Source organism: Cytobacillus solani, assembly GCF_006704205.1.
GTDB classification, from domain to species: Bacteria; Bacillota; Bacilli; order Bacillales; family Cytobacillaceae; genus Cytobacillus; species Cytobacillus solani.
Genome location: NZ_CP041305.1, coordinates 4,279,222 through 4,298,982, shown reverse-complemented (window position 1 = coordinate 4,298,982; position 19,761 = coordinate 4,279,222). Strand labels below are relative to the sequence as shown.

Below are 19,761 nucleotides of genomic sequence, written 5' to 3'. Positions count from 1 at the left end.
TTCATTTTAGGCTTTTCTTTGGAGAAATCTACTATTTTTTAATTGTTATTGAAATTAAAAAGAACATATCAAATGCCCTTTATAAATGTGCCAGTTCCGATTTAATAAGTTTTCGAAATTCTGAATCCTTTAGAAACTTCAGCTGAAACTCATTCATCACGCAAGATAGTTTTGTTTGCTCTATTAACGTTAAATCATTGGCGAAAAAGGCTAACTCGGTTTGATTCCCATCCTTATCAGTCGCATACATCGCCATTGTAAAAACAAATGCGGTAGACCCCCCTTTTTGCCCAGCGTGTTGGAGCCATTCACGATTGATAGGATTTCTCATTAATTGCTCCATGATTGGATCAAGATGTTCATGAACATTCTTATGAAAAAACTCCTTGCTATTCAATTTCCTCATAATTGATGCATAGGCTTCTGTCGTTGAACGTGTTAAACGGTCTGACCAGATTTTTTGAAAATCCATATTCATCACTTTAATTAATTGTTGTTTCTCTTGGGAAGTTAGCGGCTGGCTGAGATTGTGTTTGTGAATAGCAATCGCCCAATTTCGATAGTCATTCAAGTCCATCTGTTTGAGCTCCTGCAACGTCTCTATTTTTGATAATTTCTTTTCCGTCATCAGCCTTGAAGGAATAAAAAGTGCACTAACAATCGGATATAGAGGCTCATGATTTGTTATTCCTAGGCTTTCAGCCACTCGATTGATATTTTCTAAGCCCAGTATCTGCATCAAATAATCAGTATTCGCATTCGAGCTGAAATCGATCATTCCCTTCGCAACCTCGCTTAAAGGTACATGATCGATATCTTTTTCACTCCTCCATTTTGAAAGCCACGCCTTATGGGCACCTCCATCTGTTTTTGGAACATAATATGCGTCTAATTCTTGTAAACTTACCTCTTTCTTCGGATCCACTCGACCTTCTGCCACTTGCTGCGCATATTCAATTGCGACAATGATTTTTACTGTACTTGCTAAAGGAAGCAGCTTTTTTTCGTTAATTTCTACCCACTTCTCATTATTGTGATGAATCGATAACGAAATATTGTTATCCTTTGCTTTTTCCTTGAAAAGATCAATTATATATTCCGGGTTCGTTCCTTTTATTTCTTTTTTATATTTGAGAATCCCAATACCTATCACGATTCCAAATAAAGCGACTATTCCAATAATCAACCAAAATAATATTTTCAAGGTTTCTCCTCCGTCATTTCAGCCTATTATTTCTACGGAAAGAAAGTTGGAAAGTTTCAATGTAATTGGAGAAATTTCTTTAAATAGAAAAAAATAACTTTATTGCGTGAAGAAAACATGGAGGAATTTTCCTAAATTAATGTATGGTTGAAAAGAGATCTATTATTACACTCGTATAACTTTCTTTTATATTTATTAGAGAAAATGATAAAAAGCCAAAACTATTCATTATCTTTATACGAATATATAAATGTAAGCTTACTCTTATATACTTCTAGAGGTAAAACGTTGCTTAACCTTAACTATTTTCAGAAATTGAGTGGTGAAAGATGGACCGAGACTTGAAGCTGATTAAACAGATACAGAAAAAAGGCAATGAAGCGGCAGCAAATGAGCTTGTATCTCACTATTACCGCGAAATTTATCATTATGTTTTTAAACAGACACTTGATCAGGAACAATCACGTGATATAACGCAAGAAATTTTTATTAATATGCTCCAAGGGTTACATCAATTTGAAGGGAAGAGAGCATCTTTTCGAACATGGTTATATAAAATTGCTACTTATAAAATGGTGGATTATTTTCGTTCTAAGCATTATAAGTTCCGAAATCTTTCAGATTCTCTCGATACTATTGAAATTGGAGAAAAGAAGGATTTTACAGAATCGCTTTTGTATAAAGAGGAATTTAGCGCTGTCATGAAGATTATAAATGGGTTGGAAACATCCCATCAACAAATTTTTCGCTTAAAACTGTTTGGAGAGTACACTTTTCAGGAAATCGCTGCCTCCTTACAGATTCCAGAATCTACAGTAAAAACGAAATATTATCGCAGTATAAAGTTTGTAAGAAAAGGAGTGAGGGACAATGGTGGACAAGCGTGATCAGCCCCCCTTTCCAGATGAGAAATTTGTTGAATGTGAAATTAACACAATTGTTGCCAAAGGAATGGTCAAACGAGATTCTTTAAAAAATCTCCTAAGCAGCATGTATAAGCAGATTGGGATTCGATTTATTATGAGGGATTATATAGTAATCATAACCGCTTTTGTCTTGATGGCATTCTTTATGTATGTTGTGACGACTAATGGACAGGAAAGATATAACACACATACTAATTATTACGGCATTATTATGCTTGTTTCACCAATTCTTTACATTGTACTTTCTATTTTCCCATTTATTCAGAACAAATTAAATGGAACATTCGAAGTGGAAATGTCGTGTAAATATAATATATATCAAATTGCTGCTTTTCGTATGCTTATATTTAGCATTCTTTGTTTTCTATTAAACACCGTTTGGATTATTTCAATGGCACTGAAATTTTCTAGTGTGCACTTTGTTCAGGCATTTTTGATATCGACCACCTCTTTGCTGTTATTTTCACTTTTGTTTATCTATGTGCTTTCTATCATAAAAACACTAGCTGCAAAGATCGGGATCATATTCTGTTGGATAGGCATCAATCTATTACTAGTCATGCTTGATTCAGCTATCTATTATCAGTTTCTCGTATCAGTGCCATGGTATTTATACGGAACGATTATTTGTCTGTCAACCTGCCTATACGTAAAAAAAATGAAAGAATTCATGCGTCACAATAAGATGAGAGGGGCGAACGGATATGTTAACGGTTAATAATGTAAGTAAGAACTTTGGGAAGGATTCCGTTTTAGAAGATATTCAGCTTGAGTTTTCTAACGGAGTATACGGTTTATTAGCCCCAAATGGTGCAGGGAAAACAACATTAATTAAAATGCTCACAACCTTGCTATATCCAACAAAAGGCGAAATTCTATTTGAAGGTCAAAATATTTTTAGTATGGGAGAAAATTACCGAGATTTAATCGGCTATCTCCCGCAAGCCTTTGGTTATTACAAGAACTACAATCCTTATCAATATTTACAATACCTAGCTGCATTAAAAGGAATTTCTAAACAAGCAGCAAATAATAAAATCCCAAAACTACTTAAGCTAGTTGCATTAGAAGATGCCATCAAAAAGAAAATGAGGACATTTTCGGGTGGAATGATTCAAAGAGTTGGGATTGCACAAGCAATGCTGAATGACCCAAAAATCTTAATTCTTGATGAACCGACAGCAGGATTAGACCCAAAAGAACGCGTTCGGTTCAGAAATCTTTTGTCAGACTTGGCAAGAGACAGAATTGTCATTTTGTCCACGCATATCGTTTCAGATGTCGAGTCTATTGCCAATCAAATTATCATGATTAAGGATAAACAAGTCCTTGTTAAAGATAGTATTCAAGCCATTTGTCAAAAGCTTAATGGCAAAGTATTTGAAACAGAGATGGAATTTGGACAAGTTCAGCCATTTCGGGAACAATATTTATCTCTTTCTGAGCGTCAGGAAAATGGCAAAATGTTGATTCGTTATATTGCAGAAGAATGTTCTTCTCCAAATTGGAATCAAGTAAGTCCGACGTTAGAAGATGTCTTTCTATTTGAATATCAGGATCAAGTAATGGAGCAACTGAAATGAGAATTTTGCTGTATGAAATTCGCAAAGTAATCCTTTCCCCTGTTATTCTGGCACTTACAGTCCTTTTTCTCGGCTTTAACTTCTTTCTCATCTATGAGAATTCCTATATTAAGGATGATTTACGCAGCATAAATCAACTGGCTCATATGTATGGAACAGAAATAAATGCTGAGATGCTAAAAAGGATGCAGAGTGATTATGAAGCATCATTGGAAAAAGTAAATGAGATAACTAACAGTGTAGTGTCTAAGAAATATCAAAACATGGATGAGTTATATTCTGACCGTACCTTTTATATTCCCGAAAAGTTTTCTGAGAAAAATATTCAACTTTTCAATAATACCGCTTTGTTAGATTTTTACTATAACAATAGTCTTCATATCGAGGAAAGCTTCCTTTCGCGTGATCCGATTAAAATAGCTGAATATGAGCTGAAGGTATATGGAATCAGCGGACCAGCAGCGGAATTAATTAGAAGTCAATTTGATAATTTTTCGGAACGATACAAAGAGGTTCATGAAAATAATGAATATAAGCATCTGTTCCCTGCTCAGAGTGTATGGGAAACTCATTTATTACTGTTTAAAACAATGTTTAAAGCGCTTCTAATAGAAAGTCTGATTTTAACGGTTCTAGTGACTGCATATATCATGAACTTTGAGTTTGATCGAGGAACCTATTTACTTACTTATAGCTCTAAAAGAGGAAGAAAATTATGGCTGGATAAATTTTGTGCTTCGTTAATTACCAATATTTCTATTTTGTCCATTCTCTTTGTGATTAGCTTGGCGGCTTATTTCAGTGTATTTTCGTATAAGGAGTTTTGGCATGTGCCAATTAGCAGTTATTTTAACGCAGGCAAGGAATGGTTTATGTCATGGTGGAACCTATCATTTATCGAATATTTAGCGGCGGCAATTGTATTAGCCTATCTATTAATTGTTCTTTTCACCTTGATGACTGTTGTTCTAGCCAGATGGATTCGGAATAGTTATCTCGTCTTCTTTACCTTTCTCTGTTTATTTGGTGTGATATTTATCAATCAAGGACTGTTTCCGAATAGTAGTATTTTATTTTTACTAGGCTCCTTTACACCCGTTCATCTCATATTGAATTCAGTTGTTTGGTTTATGCAAAGAGCAATAACGTTTACTGCTTATTATGAAATAATTACAATCGTTGCCTGGTTTGTCATTTTACTACTCTTTGTTATGTACTGTACTAGAAGTTTCCGGAAATGCGATTTAAAGTAAAGGAGTTGAATAATTTTGCGGATCATTATAGAGGAAATGAAGAAGATTTTTCACCCAGTCATGATGCTTATTTTCGTATTGATCAACCTGCTTATGTATTATATTTTTATAGATTTTGATGTAACTGTTTTTCCAAACGGAAGGCCAGCAACTGATATGTACAATATCGGAATTGAAATGGTCGAAAAATATGGGTATGAATTAGATGAAGATGAATTAAAAGACTTTAAAAAGGTGTTTCGACAGGAAATAAATAAAGCAGATAAGTACATTCAAGCTGATCAAGAATTTGCTAAATTAGGGATTACAAATTATCGAGAATACCAAGAAATGAGAAATGGAGATCATGAGAATCCTGCCATTGAGCGATTGTCTTCAAGAATTATGTTTGAAGATGGGGTTGATCTATTCTGGGAGATCCCTGAAAGAGAGAATATTATTGAGGAGATGGAGTTTGTTAATGAAAGATATGGCTATAGTTATACCGATGGAAAATTAACTGATAAACAGGAACTGAGAATTCAGGAAATCGTTCAATCTGGAACGGTGAATGCTATCTTCCCAGCCTACCCTGTTCAAGACAATTTTCAAACGATCAGTCATTCCATTGCCATTACGATCCTAGTTAGCGTCATCTTTATGATTTCTCCCATTTTTATTAGAGATTATAAGAATAATATGTTTGGATTACAATACAGCTCTAAGATTGGCAGAAGCTTGTTTATGAAAAAAGTTGCTGCTGGCATGCTCTCAGCTTTCATTATTACGACATTTTTAATCATCGTTTATTACGGGATGTATTCTACTAACGATATTGGGATGTTTCTTGAAAGTGAAATTAACTCTTTTATGGGTTCTGTGTATTGGTATGATTTCACTTTTCTTCAATTAATTCTTATGACGGTCTTACTTACATATGTAATAATGCTGTCAATGAGTTTACTAGCTATCTTTGTATCAAGTATATGCAAGAACTATATTTCAATTATCGGTATACTACTGCCACTATTTGCAGTTGTCTATTGGCTTATTAAAACTCGCGCCCTTCCTGTTGAAGCCTTTTTCCTTACAAGAACTCAATGGGAAATAGGGATTATTTACAGTATCATGATCATGATTCCAACTGCAGCTATCAGCTGGAAAGTCAAGAGAAAACAAAGGATTGATATAACGGATTGAATCTTTATAGTAGAAAAACAAGATCTTGCTGGAAGATCTTGTTTTTTGCTTTTCAACTAACTGCTGCACCCCCCACCACAACTCGAACAGCTCGATCCTCCACCTGAATCACTATCAGATGAGCTTACGCACCCGAAACCTGAGCAGGAGCTGCCTGAAGCAGCAGCTTTAGCTGAATAAAAAGGAATTAAGCTGTTTATATTGTTTTCATAGTGATCGACCCCATAAAGGGAGAAGAATACAGCAGCAGGAAGAATAATGTGAAATTCATTTTCCGACTTTATTTTAATAAATGGATTTTTTTCATGCTGGAATTGTTCTGCCTGTTGGATTTCTAATTTCAATTTATTGATCAAGTATTTCTTTACGTTATCCCATTGTGTCGTTTGCCGAAAATATTTCTTTAAGAGCTCCTCATCTGAAAGATGTTTAAAGTCTAGAAGAATTTCCTTCTTAATAGGATGTTTCAAGAAAACACCCCATAGTAAATGACTGTTTAATCTTGGTTCAAATAAACTCAAATACATCCAATCAAAAAAGGCTCTTTCTCCCGGTATCGGTTCAGATTCCATATTGGGCATATGATGCAAAAACTCTCCATAAAATTTCATCGAAAATTTTTCATAATCCTTCGTAAACATTAACATTTCATGCCAAACTTCATCGACTTCTTCACTGAACATAGGAACAGATTTCAACAAGCTATTCATAACAAAATATCTTTTTAATTCAAAAAATCTCCATTGATATTCATTTTCTGTCCAATTAGGATGCTGCTCTAAGATCCTTGTTTTTACATTGCTTTTAAATATGGAGGGGAATGAAGCATCCAAAGCCTTTACAATTAGTTTCCCCTCTGAAACATGCATGCCTAAATGTGATGGTACACTTTCATTTTTCAAACGCAGTTTACGCTTTTTTCTATTTAATTTTAGAAACACGAATAAAAAAATGAAGCCAATGATAAGGATAAAAATAAATGCTTCCACAAATTCCACCCCTCCACACTAATAGATTGACATCAATCTTTATTTATGAAAAGCGCAAATATATCCTATTCCCCTTACTGGAAGATACGAAGCAGAAAACCATTCTCTTTCAAATCAGGTGCCAGGAATGATACCCCTGAATTAGCTAAAACTGTTGAGACAATGGTCCAAATAACTAGACTTGCAATCATCCAGCCTGTCACCAACCCTCTGCTTGATCCAAAACTCATTCCCATGAATGCAGAAATATGTGATCCTACTAAAAGTGGCCCAAAAATTGTTAAGCCAGGAAGACCGTATTTATCAAAGAGTACTCTTGCTCGTTTTTGCTTTTTGGAATCTTGTTCTGGTTCTGTTCCTTCCGTATACTGGTCTTCCCCGCCCTCAACTTCAGTAACCACATTACGTTTTTGCTTTCTAGTTCTGAGAAGGAGTTTAATTTTATCAACAAACACAATTAACAATAGAATAGTTAATAGATTCCCTAAGAAACCGAGGATAGCTACCGGAACCGGCGCCAATCCGCCTATGATTGCTAAAGGGATGACTGTAATCAGCTCAAATAATGGAATAGCCGCCAATAAAAACACTAAAAAATAGGATACTATCATTTGATCACCCTAATCTTCATTAATTTTTTGAATCGTTTTAATAACATGCTCATAATAAGACAAATCATGAGGAACAAAGTGATTTCTTCCAGCAAATCGGTTAATTGAAGTTCTTTGCCCTTCCTTATTTACTTCAAACCCTTGAATGTTGACTTTATCTATTTTGCCTAACCAAAGATCATAGAATTCTTTCCATTTTACCTTAACAATCCCTGATACTTCTTCTCTTTGTAATATAAAATTATGTAGGAAATGTTTCGTTTCATATAGAAAAATATGAGCCAGCTCATTATCGATAAATTTTCCTTTTACAACAGAATATTTAAAAATACCTGCTGAAATTAATTCGTTAAAGGAAACAGCAATGCCAATTTCTTCTTTAATCTCTCTAATCCCATCATCAACTGTTTCATGTGCTAAGAGATGCCCTGCAGCGGTGATATCGATTAGATTCGGATAATCCTTTTTCATTTTGCTCCGAATTTGAAGGTAAATATAACATTCTTCCCCTTCTCTGCTAAAAAACCAACAATGAAAGGCTTCGTGCCAATAACCTACCCGATGGACTTCTTCTCTTGAAGCAATGCCTATTTGATTCCGTTGTTGGTCAAATATTTTCAGCATTTCATTTTCCAATATTTCCACATCCTATATATTTTTACCAAAACACTATAAATCTTATTGTATAGATCATAGCTTATGAACTCAACTATGATTCTTTTTTACTTTTAAACAACAGAACACGAATACAGAAATGTACCATTATAATGAAAATATAGTAAAGTAAGATTATATTTATCTTGGAAGTTGATGATGGAGGTTCATATGAAATTACCGCATATCAATATTCAAAACCTTATGGATAATTATCATGTAACTGGACTTAGCATGGCTTGTATTGAAGGTTGTACAATAAGCAGGACAGAATGCTACGGTTTACTTAATACAAATACAGTAAAAAGCGTAGATAGTCATTCGATATTTAGCGCCTGTTCAATTAGTAAATTTCTAACATCAATGTTAGTAATGAAATTGACAGACCTGTGTATTCTTGATTTAGATCAGGATGTAAATGAAAAACTTGTATCGTGGAAAATTCCTTATAATGCATGGAATATAAGAAAAAGAGTAACCCTAAGAAATTTACTTTGTCACCAATCAGGAATGATCGATCCTGAAGGCAGTTTTCCTGAACTCGATTCGAAAATAGGGTTTCCTACAATAGTCCAGCTATTAGAAGGAAAAACCCCCTATTGTAAAGTTCCTATTGAAATGAAGTATGAACCTGAAAGCGACTTTCAATATTCAGATGCAGGCTATTGTATTATACAGCTCTTGATAGAAGATGTGACTGGAAAAACTTTTAACAAAGTAATGAATGAATATATTTTTCAACCATTACTTATGGGAAATAGCACATTTGAACTTCCTATTGGAGAAGCTGATCTATCCAATTTTTCAGCTGGTCATAACAAAGTTGGTGATGAAGTAAATGGAAAGTATCCCATTTATCCATATCCTGCTGCTTCTGGTTTATGGACAACCCCTTCAGATTTAGCTCTGTTGGTTATAGAATTATTAAATTCCTTAAAAGGAGAAAGTAAACTTAATCTTCCTGTAAATAAAGCCATTGAATTGGTAACTCCACAAGGTGGTAAAGACTGGACTAGGCTAGGTGTTTTTCTTGAGAAAAACGAAAAAGGAATTGAAATTTCATCATTTGGCTGGGGTGTAGGTTTTCAATGTATGATGGTAGCCTGATTTGGAAACCGGGCTAGTCATAATGACAAATACCGACCTCGGTGTTCATCAATTGAAAGGGATTATTGGAGATATTTACAGAGCTTACTCTTTTTAATTCATTCTACTATCAATCTTGGTGCTGTGACCTAATATCATTTTTATTTATAACGGTTGGTGAGGCACCGCTCCGGTACCCTCTGGAGCGGTGCTGCTAATTAAATTTGGACGTATTCAGCAATTACAATATTTCTATAAACCCTTCTGTACCGTGCACGCGAATTCGTTGTCCGTCTTTTATTAGTTTAGTAGCATTTTCTACTCCGACAACTGCTGGTAAGCCGTATTCACGTGCGATAACTGCTCCATGGGTCATTAATCCACCAACTTCTGTTACTAGGCCTTTTATGGATACAAACAATGGTGTCCAGCTAGGGTCAGTAAAGGAGGTGACTAATATATCTCCATCTTCTAAATCAGCATCTTCCATATTTAAGATGACACGAGCGCATCCCTCTATAACTCCAGCAGAAACAGGCAGACCAACAATAGCGTCGGCTGGGAGATTTTCTCGTTTGTACTTACCTGCAATGATTTCACCATCAGACGTGATAACACGTGGCGGAGTTAGTTTCTCATATAATTTGTACTCGTCTTTTCGATTGCTGATGATCTGGTAATCTAGTTTATTTATGCGGACGACTTCGTGAAGTTCTTCAAAAGTGAGATAGTATATATCTTCTTTTTCATCAATAACACCTGCTTGTAAAAGTTGTTCGGCTTCTTTCAGTAATGCCTGCTTATAAACGAAGTAACGATTAATCATGCCGTATTTTGGATATTCCCTAAACCCGCTGAAATTCCGGATTAGGTCGATTATTCGTTTTGTTTCTTTGGCTTTTTGCTCACCATCCGGTAATTGCTTCAATCGATCTAATAACTCTTGTTCTTTTTTCAAAGCAACACGCCGTCCTTGCTCATATTTCCGATTACCGGCATTAGGCTCAAAGTTTTTGATATTACTAAGAATCATAGGGACAAGTGTAATCGGTTTTTCGCTCCAACGGGTTTTCGTAATATCGATTTCTCCGGCACATCGCATTCCATATTTGTTAAGATAAGCAATTATTGCGTCTAGAGTTTCCTGTCCCCCATCTAACATAACCAGTTCATCCAAAAAGTGATCTTCTTTTACATGTTGTAAATAAGTAATTACTTCCGGATAAGGACGAATCACATCTGCAACATCCAATAGCGCCAGGCCCATTTCAGAAGTAATATTGTTTGGTACAGATTGAGAAAGCGTATCTGCTACGTTTTTTTCACCCAACCACTTGTTCATTTTTTCATTGATCCATGATGAAGCATCCTGTGCTGCTATAATCACACCCGAACTTTGTGGGTCAAATAAAATCTTCTTTAATTGCTGGATATCTTTTCGGATAAAATCAAATAAATCCGCGCCAGATTTCGTTTGGATGTTATGCTTTAACTCTTCAATCGATGTTTGACAACTCTTAATCAACTCAGAAACGATTTTCGGATTCTTTTCTATTTGTGTTTGAAAACCCACAGACGACATACGTTTATTGCTTTTATCGAGACTTTGTTCTTCATTTGGTAACGATTTAATAAAATCTCCTCGCTCTATTATGGTCATAAGGGCGTCTTTTATGAGCGGATCGGATTGTCCAAGGGTATCTAATAAAATTTCTCTGCTTACAGGTGAGGCAAGATTATGTGTGACATCAACAAACAACCTTCCACCAGCTTTACGCATTGGTGCAGGAGTCGTTAACAGATAAAAAGACAATCCCAGCGGTTTCATAGGATCGGTCATCATTTGTTGATGACCGACAGATACGTAAACGTGATTTTCATGATCAATTGCTTCGGGGATCGGGTATAAAGTCGTGATTGGCCGACTCTGGACGATATAAAATATATCATCAACTAAACACCATTCGATATCTTGTGGGCTACCAAAATAAGCTTCGATCTGTCTTCCAATACTTGCTAGTTGTAAAATCTGTTGGTCAGTAAGTGTTTGTGTTTTTTGCTGATCGTGATCTATCTGTTGAGTTTCTGTTCCACCTTCTTTTGGTCCATAGATAGCCAATTTCTTGTTAGCTATCATCTTATCTACTATTTTATCTTCCTGTACTTTATAACAGTCGGCATTCACCAAGCCAGAGACCAATGCTTCACCTAACCCAAAACCGGCATCGATTGATAGCAGCTTTCGGTTAGAGGTTATTGGATCAGCGGTAAATAAAATCCCTGAAGCCTGTGGGAAAACCATCCTTTGAACGATAACAGATAAATAAACTTGTCTGTGGTCAAATCTATTTTGTATTCGGTATATTACCGCTCGATCCGTAAAAAGAGAAGCCCAGCATTTTCTGATATGCTGCAAGATTGCTTCTTTTCCGATGATATTTAAATAGGTGTCTTGCTGACCAGCAAAAGAGGCATGTGGTAAATCTTCAGCAGTCGCACTAGAACGCACTGCATAAGCATGTTCTGCACCAAGCTGGGAAAGATAGTGACCAACATCACGCGCAACATCGGAAGGTATTTCTACTTCCAAGATGCTTTGTCGAATCTTCCTGCTGATTTCACCAATTTGATCTCGATCCCCTTCTTTTAGCATTGTTAGTTGATCCAACAATGCTAGAAACGTTTCGTTTTGTTCGATTACTTTCTGATATCCTTCTGTTGTAACACAAAATCCTTCTGGTACTTGAATTCCTTCAATTTTTGATATTTCCCCTAAATTTAACCCTTTTCCACCAACGAGCAAAAGCTGTGTTTTTTTCATTTCATGGAAACCAAGAACCAAAGAATTCATTTCTACATTTCCCCTAACCATTACATTTTTTATTTTTTTTGATATATTTAAACCTTTGCGTTTTTTATGTGCTTCTATTGTCAAAAAGTACGCTTTATGACAAGCCTAAAAACTGAGTTAAGCTTGGATGAAACCTTCTCGTAATACGTTTCGCAATAACTGGCTCGGTTCACCTACGCTGTAAAGCTGCAAATAATGCATAGCTCTGGTGCAGGCGGTGTAGAAAACACTGCGCAGATTCTCATCACCATATACATCCTCTGAAGCATCATAAATGATGACAGCATCGAATTCGATACCTTTGGACAAATATGATGGTACGACAACAACTCCTTGTTCGTATTCAATCGAGTTACTCTTCAGGAGTTTAATTTCTTCGATGCCAGATAGGGCTTCATATGCACTTTTACTTTCCTCAGCAGATTTGCATATAATCGCAATGCTACTAAACCCTAAACCTCTAAAATCTGCGACATTAGAGGCAATGTATCTGTGCAATTCTGTATGATCGGCAACTTGTTTCAGCACGGGTTGTTCACCCTCCCGTTCAAAAGGGATAATACTTTCACCGTTCGGAACGAGTCTTCGTGTAAATTCGATAATCGGTTTGGTAGATCTGTAGCTCCTTGCTATTGTGATTACCTCTGTTTCATCTAGACCATATAGGTTGGTTAGGGTTGTGAAATCAACCATTTCGCTGGCATGTACGAATATCGCCTGATTAAAGTCGCCGAGCACAGTCATCCTGGCTGCAGGAAACAAACGCCTCAAAAACTCAAATTGAAATGGGGAATAATCCTGTGCCTCATCAACAACGAGGTGTTTAATGGAACTGTTCGTCTGAAAGCCTAGAATCAGCTCTTTCAAAAGTAATAACGGAGTAGCATCCTCATAAAAAAGTTTACCTTCATCTAGCATTTCCAGCGTCATTCGACAAATATCCGGCCACCTTTCCGGTTTCTCACCTTCTATCCAATCACTGATCTTTAGTGGATCAGCAAATAGCTGTTTATACATCCCATTCATGTCAACGAAACGAAACGCTCGGACTTGTTTTCGTAAGGGCTTCATTTTCTGGTGAGCAATCAATCTGGCGAGTGATTCTGGTTCGATCTCATAATCGGCTATCACTTCTGCTTTATAGCCTCGTTTTTTTGCTAAGTAGCAATGTGCCTTATGGTAATCATCGTTGCTAAGGACTTCGATTTCCTCCAAAATCCATGGCTTTGTCTGTTCGACCTTTTGGGCCTCATTTATTTTCTTAATGAGCCAATCCTTCAAACTTTCAAGTCTGTTATGGAAACGGTGTGAAGCGTCATGACTGTAAAACCTTTCTGCTATTTGTCGTGCAGTAACGATTGGTTTCCCTCTGAAGCTAATGTCCTTAAATAGCATTCCCGAACCTTCTAGGGATTGTCTGTATGATTTGATTGCTTCAAAAAAACGAGTAGATGCTTTGAATTGTATACTCGCAACCCTAGACCTATACGAAGAAGTATTCGCAGCTGTTAAAACATATTCCAATTGATCAAATGGATTTTCAATTTGAAACTCTTTGCTCAGACGATGGTCCATATATTCTTGGAAAGTGACCTGTTGCATATTCTCTTCGCCGAGTTCCGGCAGCACATTCGACACGTAACTATTAAAGATGGAATTAGGCGAAAAAAGAATGATTTGATCAGCATTCAGACGATCTCGATATTTGTAGAGTAAATAAGCAATTCGTTGCATAGCTGCTGAAGTCTTGCCACTCCCAGCTGCCCCCTGAACAATGAGCAGTCTCCCTTGATCATGACGGATGATCCGGTTTTGATCCTGTTGAATGGTCGCTACAATATTGTGCATTTGTTTGTCGGTCCCTTTTCCCAGAACCTGCTGTAAAACCTCATCTCCAATGGTAAGACTCGTATCGAACATGGATTGAAGAACGCTGCCTCGGATTAAATATTGCCACTTCTTCTCCAATACGCCTTGGATTGTGCCTCCGGGTGTTACATATTTAGCCGGGCCGGGCTGGTAATCGTAGTAGACACTTGAGATCGGAGCCCTCCAGTCGTAGATAAGGAAATCTTCGCCACTAGGATCACTAAGCGATGAGATACCAATATAGATTTGGTCCTGAGTTGAAGTACCCTCTTCAATAAAATCAATCCGTCCAAAATAGGGAATTTCGTGCATTTGCCGCAGCGTGGACAAACGCTTAGAAGCATGTCTATGGGCACTTTGGTTTACTGCCAGAGCTTGAGCCTCTTGCCTCAAGCCGATAATGGTCTCAAGATAATCATCAAAGGTATCCGTATTTACCTTGATTTCATCCCAAAAGTGCTTGCGGATATGAACCACTTCGTTTCTACGCCTGGAGGTTTCTTCCTCTAATCTGTTGATTTCCTGTGTAATTGTCGTCATTACACTGTCTACTCGTTTTTGCTCCTGCTGAAGTTCCGAATTCATAGCAAACACTCCTTTAAAAAAATTAATAAAAAGGGTTGACTAACGCATCGATCACATCGTATAATTAAAATAGGGATAATATATTAAAAAATATATAAACGATGTATATCTATATAAATTTACCATAAGTTCTCACTTTTATCAATGTATTTATTGAATTCTATGTTTGTCGATTCATGAGCGATTCTTTACATGTCTTCTAGGGGGTACCGTCAACTTTGGCGGTACCCCCTAATAGCTCTGTTGTTTAGCTAACTTAAGTGGGAGGAGCAAGTTTGCACAGCAAATAAAAAGATAGGAACGAAGCCATAATTGGTTTCGTTCCTAATGTTTTGTTCTTTTTAATATAATGGAATCTCCCACTTATCTTCAACATCGTAATAACGAGTAACAGATAGCAAGTGTAATGTTACCTCTTCTGGTATCTCATTAATGTCATACACTTTGAGCTCGATAGTAGTCTTATAACGTCCATTCTTATCTTTCTCATTTAAAACGGAACCACTATGAAAGGCTTGATAGACCTTCCCTTTGTTGTCAGTAATAACCCAGTCACCCAGGTCAGATCCAGGCAGTTCTTTTCCGCCTTCCATCTCGATAGTAAAGGTTGTTTCCTTCTCAATTGGAATAAGCGACTTACGAAGGGATAATTTATTCTTTGTATCCGCTTCTTTAATAGTCATATAGTTGCCTTCATATTCAAATTTGACAGGAGTATTTTTTAATTCCTTTGGTTTGACTTTTATCGAAAAATTAGAAGGAACGGTCTTTGTCACACCATCTAATACAAAAGTAAGATTTTGATCATTTTTCTGCGGAATAAATGATTCGTTCCACATCACTTGACCAAGTTGTTCCATATCCTGTCCAGAACCTTGGATAAGTCCTTCACCACTCGGATGCCCTTTACCTTCCATAAATGTATTATGATAATATACAGCCTCTCCTTGCTCATTTTCAATATGATATTGAATGGCTGTTCCGTAATTGGTAAAAGAATGGATATTTCCCTCGCCAAATTTCCTTTTAAGCATATCAATTTCAGTTGCCACTCGTGTTCTTTCTTCCTTTGTAAATGCAGTTTCATATAACAATTCGTTAGAAGAAGGTGCAAATCGCACTTCCTTCATTTGAATAGCCACTCCATCTGTGCTTATTTTTGCTTCCTTTAGAGGAAGGGTTGTTGTATATTTCCTGTTATCTTTTAAATCCACTGGAACATTTAATTTCCAGCTGCCTTTTACACCATTTAGTTCGACTAAATCAAACATAATGGTAACTTTATCAAGTGCAGGCTGTTCCCGTAATGATAGTTCAACTAACCCGTAATCACTGCCTTCTGTCCATCCGCTCCCTAGATGATTAAGCGTTTTTCCATTTTGATCAATTGCTGTAATCTTATTTCGCGATTCTGGAATATCAAGATATGTGTCCTGTGGTTCTCCTTTTTCATTTAACACTTGGAATGACAAGGCTATCCTGGAGGTATCGGCGACTACATCCTCTACTTTAAAGGTAAGTCCGTTATTCTTCACTTCAAGATTGACCCGTTCAGCAAGTCCTGCTTCAGATGCCATGCGCAGCCCATCATCAACTTGATCTGTTGAGAATAACCCACCTATCCATTCCGCAAAGCTAGGACTGAGTGCTGTACCAAGACCTAGTGTTAGCAGAATTGCTGCTGCGGAATACATAATTCGTTTCCAAGGTTTTCTTTTCTTACTGACTATCTTATGTTCATATGGTTCTAACTGATCAAGTATCATTTCTGAGAAATGATCAGGTAACGGTGGCGTTTGCAGTGTTTCTTTTAAAAATTGCTGTTCCTCTTTAAAAGCATTTACTACTCGCAAACAGTCTCCACAGTTTTTAATATGATTGTGTATCTTAACCTGCTCTTGTTCTATAAGTAACTCATCAACATACTGTGAAAGTTTATCTGCCGCATGACATCCCATGAAAATATCCTCCTTCACGTTTTACTGTATCTCTCATTTTTTTCTTAGCCCTATGAAGTTTATTGCGAACTTGTGAGAGAGGGATTTCGGCTAAATCACTTATCTCGTCATAGCTTAATTCATTTACATATCGCAAAAGAATAATCATTCGCTCATCTTCAGGCAACGTACCAATTAGCCGTTCCAATTGTCTGCGTTTTTCTTTTTTCAGGAAAATAATTTCTGGATGATTCGGATTAATAACCTTTTCGTCGTTGACTTCCACCTGCTTCATTTGATAGTGTTTCTTCCGGAACTCATCCATACAATGGTTAATCGCTACCCTATACATCCAGCTCGAAAACGGTCCTTTTTGATCATATTTTCCTAACTGGTTGTATACCTTAATGAATGCCTCCTGCACTAGATCTTGCGCATCCTGCGGATTTTTTGTCATTCGCAAAATTGTGGCATATAATTGGTTTTTATATTTATTAATAATGTGTGCATAGGCTTGTTTGTTCCCTGAAAGCACTTCCTGCACCCATTGAAGTTCATCTTCCATTTTGACCTCCTTGCTAAAACAATCATGCGCATGTCTTGTTTTCATCTTACACCTATTAAAACGAGTTATGGCGTAAAATAATTTCATTGTTTATCAAATAATTTTATTTCAAGTCAAAAAAAGCCACTTTCCAAAGCTGGAAAAGGCTAAGAGCCATCTATGGTGTTTCAATGACAAATTCTTCATATTGGATTGGTTTCAGGTACTTTGCGGTTTTAATCTGAATACCCTTCTATTCTTTCTGCAAATGGTTTATCATTTAAAGATAGATAAATTCTTCCCGTTAGCATCATCTAACCAGATTGGATTTCTTGTGCCCTTATTATCAACAATTACTTCTATTTGCATGTCAAAATATCTCCATTTTCAATATCACCAGAACCGCTTCCACAAATCGCATCTAGTATCTACCTGTTAGACAAATGAGTCTTGTAAAACGTTTCAAAAGTTAAGCCCAATTCGTTTTTTTATTCATTAAAAAATGCTGCGCCAAAATAATGGGCAGCATACGATTTATATTTGATAATAATAAGGGTAAAATCAAATGATTTTACCCTTGAAATATATTGTTTAACCTGTTAAAAAATCTTATTTATTAATATACTTTACAACCGCCATTTCCTTCCCAAAACGGTCGCCATTGTCTATAAATCCTATGCTTGAATACAAATAATGTGCACCTAAATTACTCGGGTGATAACCTACTATTATTTTCTCCGCATTCGGCAATTTAGCAATCTTTGCAATCATTAACTCCGTTGCCTTTTTGCCAATGCCCTTACCTTGGTAATTTTCATCAACCATAATTCTGTATACCCAATAGCCATCTAGCTCTTCTAGCACAGTATTATACATGAGAAAGCCTACTACTTTATCTTCAAGATATATCGCATATGGTTTTAAAGTTGGTTCAAATTTAGATTGTGCGATTGATACCGCGTTCGGTTCAAGAAATGCCTTCTGACTTTCAGAAACCTCTAATAGGCAGCATTCATACCAATTATCTGAATTTAATTCCTTGAGTTTAATATTCTCTGTAATCATGATAATTCCCCCTCTCAAATATAGGGGAATAGCAAAGTTACATTAACTAGGCAGATTCCCCTTTTTAATCGTAACGACAACTAGTATTTTATTTAACATAATTGAACGCCTCCTTTACCAATCAATCGTTCTAAATTTTAATATTTGTATATTTAAGAACTTTTAAAGTCTATCATAAATAACATTATTTTCCTATACTTTTTTACAAATTCACTTTCACATTCTCTTCGAAATACATAGATTTTGCTGGAATCATGACCGTTGCTAAGAGTATTCCAGCAAATCCTGTACTAACGATTGAGAAAATAATACAAACTGCCTGTAATGAAAACCAATCAGCAGTTAATCCGAGAAGTAATGTCAATCCAATTTGAATCATACCCTGTACCATTTCTGCAATACTTCCAAATCTCCCCATTAGTTCGACTGGTACATTGTTTTGGAAAAAGGTTTGATAGCCTGAATTTGCAAAGGCCATGAAAAAACCTAAGAATATAAATGCCAATGTTGCCGATAAGAAATTAAAGGAGGCATAAAAAAATACATAGCCAACTGCAGTTAAAAACATGCCTACACCTAAATATAAGCGTAATTGAATCTTTTTTGCTGCAAAAGCAGCGACAGACCCACCAGCCAATGCTCCAAGACCTGTAATGCTAACAATCCACCCATAATCCTGATCAGATAACTGTAAATACTGTTTAATGAACGTTGCTTCCTGTGAATCAAGGGCAAAGCCTACTATCATCGCACTTTGAAATAATATGTATACAGTAATAAAGTATTTTGCTGATTTGGCAAAATCTCGTATTACTAACCAATCCTGAATAAGCGTTCGCCAATTGATCTGTTCTCTTTTATTTTCTACTTTCTCATCCACATTCGGTAAAAGGTAAATAAAAAATGCACAAATAAAAAATGTAATTGCATTTATAAAAATACAAAACTTTGTTCCCACAAGCATAATTAGAAATCCAGAAAGTGCAGGACCGACAAGAAATGCCCCTGAACTGATCATGCTCATTAATGAATTGAATCTTTTTCTATTTTCAGCAGGAACAAGTTTAGTCATATAAACAGATGAACTTGGACCAAAAAAAGAACCTGCAATATTAATCAATAAGAGTAATGCATAGATAGCCCAAAGCGAGCCCAGAAATGGAATGCATAGTACAAATACCCCCCGAATAACATCAACCATTATCATTAATTTTCTTTTATTCACACGGTCAATGATACTACCTGACCAAGTATTTGTTATTAATACGGCAATGGGTCTGATCATGTAAAGCCCTGCCACTGCAGCTGCTGAACCTGTTAAGTTTAATATTGATAGATTTAGAGCAATTAAGTAAATCCAGTTGCCTAAATATGATATGCCAATCCCAGCTATCAATAAAAGTGGATTTTTCCAAGACTTCATTT

16 protein-coding genes are annotated in these 19,761 nt (G+C 36.2%); 6 read left to right on the top strand and 10 right to left on the bottom strand.

All coding sequences use genetic code 11. The annotated features are described in order from the left end of the window. Nucleotides 1-79: 79 nt before the first annotated feature. On the bottom strand, nucleotides 80-1,204 hold the full coding sequence (locus tag FI644_RS21600) for a serine hydrolase (protein ID WP_056684806.1): 1,125 nt from the start codon (nucleotides 1,202-1,204) through the stop codon (nucleotides 80-82). A gap of 329 nt (nucleotides 1,205-1,533) precedes the next feature. Between FI644_RS21600 and FI644_RS21595 the strand changes: the two genes are divergently transcribed. The 5 genes from FI644_RS21595 to FI644_RS21575 are packed head-to-tail and all read left to right on the top strand — an operon-like array spanning nucleotide 1,534 to nucleotide 6,145. After that, nucleotides 1,534-2,091: an RNA polymerase sigma factor gene (locus FI644_RS21595; protein ID WP_053476199.1), complete on the top strand. Its 558-nt coding sequence runs from the start codon at nucleotides 1,534-1,536 to the stop codon at nucleotides 2,089-2,091. Then, nucleotides 2,075-2,848 carry a hypothetical protein gene (locus FI644_RS21590; RefSeq protein ID WP_053476200.1) on the top strand — a complete coding sequence of 258 codons (774 nt, stop codon included), beginning with the start codon at nucleotides 2,075-2,077 and terminating at the stop codon, nucleotides 2,846-2,848. Before FI644_RS21595 ends, FI644_RS21590 begins: the two co-directional genes overlap by 17 nt. Further along, nucleotides 2,835-3,713, top strand: a complete 879-nt coding sequence (locus FI644_RS21585) for an ABC transporter ATP-binding protein (protein ID WP_053476201.1) — start codon at nucleotides 2,835-2,837, stop codon at nucleotides 3,711-3,713. Before FI644_RS21590 ends, FI644_RS21585 begins: the two co-directional genes overlap by 14 nt. Next, a complete protein-coding gene (locus FI644_RS21580) occupies nucleotides 3,710-4,966 on the top strand; it encodes a hypothetical protein (RefSeq protein ID WP_053476202.1) in 1,257 nt (418 codons plus the stop codon). The genes FI644_RS21585 and FI644_RS21580 overlap by 4 nt, the downstream gene beginning before the upstream one ends. A gap of 15 nt (nucleotides 4,967-4,981) precedes the next feature. After that, nucleotides 4,982-6,145, top strand: coding sequence for an ABC transporter permease (locus FI644_RS21575; protein WP_053476203.1), 1,164 nt, complete (start codon nucleotides 4,982-4,984; stop codon nucleotides 6,143-6,145). 56 nt (nucleotides 6,146-6,201) lie between these two features. Here the strand turns inward: FI644_RS21575 and FI644_RS21570 are convergent, their stop codons facing one another. The 3 genes from FI644_RS21570 to FI644_RS21560 all read right to left on the bottom strand — a co-directional run bounded on the left by FI644_RS21570 (nucleotide 6,202) and on the right by FI644_RS21560 (nucleotide 8,390). After that, entirely contained in the window at nucleotides 6,202-7,134 is a 933-nt protein-coding gene (locus FI644_RS21570; RefSeq protein ID WP_231690074.1) for a UCP032817 domain-containing protein, read from the bottom strand. Nucleotides 7,135-7,208: 74 nt separating this feature from the next. Further along, nucleotides 7,209-7,745, bottom strand: a complete 537-nt coding sequence (locus FI644_RS21565) for a small multi-drug export protein (protein WP_075209158.1) — start codon at nucleotides 7,743-7,745, stop codon at nucleotides 7,209-7,211. A gap of 9 nt (nucleotides 7,746-7,754) precedes the next feature. Next, complete coding sequence (locus FI644_RS21560; protein ID WP_321172058.1) at nucleotides 7,755-8,390, bottom strand: NUDIX hydrolase; 636 nt, start codon at nucleotides 8,388-8,390, stop codon at nucleotides 7,755-7,757. Nucleotides 8,391-8,570: 180 nt separating this feature from the next. Between FI644_RS21560 and FI644_RS21555 the strand changes: the two genes are divergently transcribed. Then, on the top strand, nucleotides 8,571-9,506 hold the full coding sequence (locus tag FI644_RS21555) for a serine hydrolase domain-containing protein (protein WP_342668489.1): 936 nt from the start codon (nucleotides 8,571-8,573) through the stop codon (nucleotides 9,504-9,506). 220 nt (nucleotides 9,507-9,726) lie between these two features. Here the strand turns inward: FI644_RS21555 and ppsA are convergent, their stop codons facing one another. The 6 genes from ppsA to FI644_RS21525 form a co-directional block, all read right to left on the bottom strand. Continuing rightward, entirely contained in the window at nucleotides 9,727-12,336 is a 2,610-nt protein-coding gene (ppsA, locus tag FI644_RS21550; RefSeq protein ID WP_053476205.1) for a phosphoenolpyruvate synthase, read from the bottom strand. Nucleotides 12,337-12,453: 117 nt separating this feature from the next. Continuing rightward, on the bottom strand, nucleotides 12,454-14,790 hold the full coding sequence (gene helD, locus FI644_RS21545; RefSeq protein WP_142108814.1) for an RNA polymerase recycling motor HelD: 2,337 nt from the start codon (nucleotides 14,788-14,790) through the stop codon (nucleotides 12,454-12,456). Nucleotides 14,791-15,131: 341 nt separating this feature from the next. Then, the gene (locus tag FI644_RS21540) at nucleotides 15,132-16,748 is read right to left on the bottom strand and encodes a DUF4179 domain-containing protein (RefSeq protein WP_142108813.1); all 1,617 of its coding nucleotides are present in this window, start codon (nucleotides 16,746-16,748) and stop codon (nucleotides 15,132-15,134) included. Continuing rightward, the gene (locus FI644_RS21535; protein WP_056684815.1) at nucleotides 16,726-17,292 is read right to left on the bottom strand and encodes an RNA polymerase sigma factor; all 567 of its coding nucleotides are present in this window, start codon (nucleotides 17,290-17,292) and stop codon (nucleotides 16,726-16,728) included. Before FI644_RS21535 ends, FI644_RS21540 begins: the two co-directional genes overlap by 23 nt. 588 nt (nucleotides 17,293-17,880) lie before the next feature. Beyond that, on the bottom strand, nucleotides 17,881-18,336 hold the full coding sequence (locus FI644_RS21530; RefSeq protein ID WP_056684818.1) for a GNAT family N-acetyltransferase: 456 nt from the start codon (nucleotides 18,334-18,336) through the stop codon (nucleotides 17,881-17,883). A 202-nt stretch (nucleotides 18,337-18,538) separates the two neighbouring features. Continuing rightward, nucleotides 18,539-19,759 carry an MFS transporter gene (locus FI644_RS21525; RefSeq protein ID WP_056684821.1) on the bottom strand — a complete coding sequence of 407 codons (1,221 nt, stop codon included), beginning with the start codon at nucleotides 19,757-19,759 and terminating at the stop codon, nucleotides 18,539-18,541. Nucleotides 19,760-19,761 lie beyond the last annotated feature (2 nt).

Coding starts and splice junctions, on each gene's coding strand:
- FI644_RS21595 (WP_053476199.1), top strand. CDS start 1,534: ATGGACCGAGACTTGAAGCTGATTAAACAGATACAGAAAAAAGGCAAT.
- FI644_RS21590 (WP_053476200.1), top strand. CDS start 2,075: ATGGTGGACAAGCGTGATCAGCCCCCCTTTCCAGATGAGAAATTTGTT.
- FI644_RS21585 (WP_053476201.1), top strand. CDS start 2,835: ATGTTAACGGTTAATAATGTAAGTAAGAACTTTGGGAAGGATTCCGTT.
- FI644_RS21580 (WP_053476202.1), top strand. CDS start 3,710: ATGAGAATTTTGCTGTATGAAATTCGCAAAGTAATCCTTTCCCCTGTT.
- FI644_RS21565 (WP_075209158.1), bottom strand. CDS start 7,745: ATGATAGTATCCTATTTTTTAGTGTTTTTATTGGCGGCTATTCCATTA.
- FI644_RS21555 (WP_342668489.1), top strand. CDS start 8,571: ATGAAATTACCGCATATCAATATTCAAAACCTTATGGATAATTATCAT.
- ppsA (WP_053476205.1), bottom strand. CDS start 12,336: ATGAATTCTTTGGTTCTTGGTTTCCATGAAATGAAAAAAACACAGCTT.
- helD (WP_142108814.1), bottom strand. CDS start 14,790: ATGAATTCGGAACTTCAGCAGGAGCAAAAACGAGTAGACAGTGTAATG.
- FI644_RS21540 (WP_142108813.1), bottom strand. CDS start 16,748: ATGGGATGTCATGCGGCAGATAAACTTTCACAGTATGTTGATGAGTTA.
- FI644_RS21535 (WP_056684815.1), bottom strand. CDS start 17,292: ATGGAAGATGAACTTCAATGGGTGCAGGAAGTGCTTTCAGGGAACAAA.
- FI644_RS21530 (WP_056684818.1), bottom strand. CDS start 18,336: ATGATTACAGAGAATATTAAACTCAAGGAATTAAATTCAGATAATTGG.
- FI644_RS21525 (WP_056684821.1), bottom strand. CDS start 19,759: ATGAAGTCTTGGAAAAATCCACTTTTATTGATAGCTGGGATTGGCATA.